Annotated in this window: 4 protein-coding genes; all 4 read right to left on the minus strand. The window is 63.3% G+C overall.

Annotated features, from left to right (window positions below; translation table 11 throughout):
• Positions 1-34: 34 nt before the first annotated feature.
• Entirely contained in the window at positions 35-1,543 is a 1,509-nt protein-coding gene (locus VD811_10395; GenBank protein ID HXV21381.1) for an MBL fold metallo-hydrolase, read from the minus strand.
• Between the two features lie 90 nt (positions 1,544-1,633).
• Positions 1,634-1,888, minus strand: coding sequence for a Txe/YoeB family addiction module toxin (locus tag VD811_10400; GenBank protein HXV21382.1), 255 nt, complete (start codon positions 1,886-1,888; stop codon positions 1,634-1,636).
• Positions 1,885-2,139: a type II toxin-antitoxin system prevent-host-death family antitoxin gene (locus tag VD811_10405; protein ID HXV21383.1), complete on the minus strand. Its 255-nt coding sequence runs from the start codon at positions 2,137-2,139 to the stop codon at positions 1,885-1,887. Before VD811_10405 ends, VD811_10400 begins: the two co-directional genes overlap by 4 nt.
• A 269-nt stretch (positions 2,140-2,408) precedes the next feature.
• Positions 2,409-3,129, minus strand: a 721-nt coding sequence (locus VD811_10410; protein ID HXV21384.1) for a hypothetical protein, incomplete at its 5' end; no start/stop codon positions are given.

A 3,129-nucleotide genomic window follows, 5' to 3' on the forward strand; every position in this document is an offset into this window, starting at 1 on the left:
TAATAAACAATAAATCGAGGCTTGATTCTACCGATTATGCCCATATCCGGCAAGAAAGAAGATTCCCCAGTTTTGCCGCCAGCGCGGCGCGGGCATCCTTCTCTCCATGCACCAGCCGGATCTCGGCCGGTTTATAGCGCATGCGGCGGACGAAGTCGACCAGATTCCTGGCGTCGGCATGGGCCGAGTAGCCGCCGAGGGTGTGGACCCGGGCGCGGATGTCGATGCGCGCACCGTCGAGGACCACGTAGCCGCCCCGGGGTCCGTACTCCTGGATGGCCCGCCCCGGCGTGCCCTGGGCCTGGTAGCCGATGAACAGGACGTCGGTGCGCGCATCGCCGAGGAGCGCCTTGAGGTAGTGGACGATCCGGCCGCCGCTGCACATGCCGCCGGCGGCGATGACGATGCAGGGGCGGTCGTTCTTCTGCAGGACGCGGACGGCCTGCTCGTGGTCCGCATGCTCTTCGATCACCGTCAACTGCGCGAAGCCGAGCGGCCGGCGGCCGCTGCGCACCCGACGCTGCGCTTCCGCGTCCCAGTAGGGGCGCAGCTTCCGGTAGGCGCCGGTGATCCGGGTGGCGAGGGGGGAATCGAGGATGATTTCCAACTCGTCCCAGGGAAGCCCCCTGGCCGCGGGCCGCTGCCGGTGGCGGTGGATGATCTCCTCCAGCTCGTAGAGCAGCTCCTGCGTGCGGCCGAGGGCGAAGGCCGGGATGAGCACCGCGCCGCGATTGGCCAAGGCGTGCTCGATGATCGCCTGCAGCCGCTCCCGCCGGCCCTTGCGCCCCTCGTGCAGCCGGTTGCCGTAGGTCGACTCGAGCACCAGCACGTCGGCCCGCAACGGAGACTTCGGCGCCGGCAGCAGCGGCGCCCAGGGCGCACCGAGATCGCCGGAGAAGACGATCCGCGACTCGCGACCCGTGCCTGGTGACTGGTTTTCCCTCGGGCCTCGTGCCTCAGGCCCCGCGCCTGGTTCTGCAGATTTGCTTCGGGTCTCGACATACGCCGAGCCAAGGATATGCCCGGCCGGCTGCAGGCGAATATTCAGCTCGACGCCGGCGCCGGTCGGGATCGTTTTCCATTGGCCGTAAGGGAGGGGGACGATGCACTTCTTCAGCTCCGCCAGGAACCTGTCCGTCAGCCGGGCGTCGCGGCTGACGCCGACCCGGAAGGCGTCCTCCAGCATCAGCGGCAGCAGCAGCGCCGACGGCGGCGAGCAGTAGATCGGCCCGCGAAACCCCGCTGCCAGCAGCCAGGGGATGCGCCCGCAGTGGTCTATGTGGACATGGGTGATGACCAGGGCGCGCAGGTGACCGACGGGGAAATCTATTTCAAGACCAGAGGACGGAGGACCGAAGACGGAGGACGGAGGACGGTTTTTGCTGTCTTCCGTCCTCTGCCCTCTGTCCTCAGAAATTTCGTCCCCCTGAAACAGCCCGCAGTCGATCAGGATGCCGGCCTCCGGGCCGACCCGCAGTTCATGGCAGGAGCCGGTCACCCCCTCCTTGCCGCCGTGATGGATGATGCGCGGATACCCCTCCATGTTTCCCCCTCCTTCGTGTTGCTGTTTCAAGATGCAGGATTCGAGTCTTTTCTCGTATCTTGCATCTTGTATCTTATATCCAGTCCCACTTCAGTAGTGGTAACGAAGCTGGGCAATGAGAACGCCCTCAACTGTCACCTTGTAAACTATTCGGTGCTCAGAGGTGATGCGTCGGGACCAGTAGCCCTGCAGGGCATGTTTAAGCGGCTCAGGTTTGCCGATGCCGGCGTAGGGCGTTCTTTGTATTTCCCTGATCAATTCGTTGATCCGTCGAAGGATCATCTTGTCCGTTTGCTGCCAATAGAGGTAATCCTCCCAGGCCTCGTCGGCAAAAATCAAGGTCATTGGTCGGCCAGCTTTCTTTCGGTCCCCCTGCCCTGTTCAAGTTGCTGAATCGCATCCAGAAGACGCCTCGTATTCCTGGAGCTGCGCAGCAGGTAGGCCGTCTCTTCCAACGCCTGGTAATCTTCCATGGACATCATGACCACGGCCGATTCGCTTTGGCGGGTGATGATGACAGGCTCGTGCGCCTCCCGAACCTCGTCCATGATTTTGGCGAGGTTCTGCCTCGCCGTCGTGTAATTGATTGCTTTCATGATCGGCACCTCCCTGTACGAATTACTGTACAGGTTGAAGAAGTTGAAGTCAAGGTGCTCCGGCCCCTCCTGACCTGGAGAATGTCCAAATGGCAGCACCGGTCAATGCCTTTGTTTTCAATTGGGTGGGCAAAAGACAGTGAGGCGGGGGCGGCCGCAGCGCCGACGATCGAGGGGCGCGAGGGGACAGGCACCCTCATGAAAAGGCGCCCGCCCCGCTCTTTTCACGTGCAGGGGGAGGGAAATGGCTGGCGGACGTTTGGCGCTATTCAGGTTGTTTTATGAATGTCCCGCAAGGTTCCCCCGACGGCAGGTCCTGTCTGCAGGGGAACCTGAGAGGGATGCACCGCAGCGGCCGTTTCGGGCGCCGGCTCCATCTGCCGGGGAGCTACCTTCTCTGTCCAGCGCATCCCCGTGGCGGGGGCCGAATTCGGCAGGCGCTTGTAGAAACTGCCGTTCAGCTGGCTGTGCTGCACCAGGTAGCGGCGAAAGTTCTCGAACAGCCGGCGATTCGGCCGGGAGGTGAGCGCCGCCCGCCAGAACCGGTCGAGCGGCCCCTGGAAGGTCAGCCCCTGCATATCGTACATCGCCTCCCCGCACACTTTGACCGGCGCCCGGTGAAAGAGCGCCGACAACCCCACCGTGCTGTTCACCACCACCACCCCGCGGGCGTGTCTGAGCAGGGTGGGCAGGTGCTGGTCGTGGATGTAGAAGCACCGCCCCTGCAAGCCGTGCCTGGCCGTCAACTTGCGGATCAGGCTGGTGTAGTCGAAATACCCCCGGTCCATGGGGTGGTGCTTGATCACCAGCACCTCCCTGGGCGCCGCGTGTTCGGCGAACGACTCGACCACTTCGCTGATGAAATGAGCTACGGAGTCGAAGGCGGAGTGTACGTGAATCTGGGCGTCTTGATGCACCTGGAGCGGCACCAGAAAAAAACGCCTGGAAAGCGGTCCGGTGAGGCGGGCTGTAAGGCCGCGCTCTTTGACG

The sequence above is a fragment of the Desulfuromonadales bacterium genome (assembly GCA_035620395.1).
Classification (GTDB): domain Bacteria; phylum Desulfobacterota; class Desulfuromonadia; order Desulfuromonadales; family DASPGW01; genus DASPGW01.

Excerpts from the sequence above, each read along its gene's own strand:
- VD811_10395 (HXV21381.1), bottom strand. The coding sequence starts at position 1,543 with ATGGAGGGGTATCCGCGCATCATCCATCACGGCGGCAAGGAGGGGGTG.
- VD811_10405 (HXV21383.1), bottom strand. The coding sequence starts at position 2,139 with ATGAAAGCAATCAATTACACGACGGCGAGGCAGAACCTCGCCAAAATC.
- VD811_10400 (HXV21382.1), bottom strand. The coding sequence starts at position 1,888 with ATGACCTTGATTTTTGCCGACGAGGCCTGGGAGGATTACCTCTATTGG.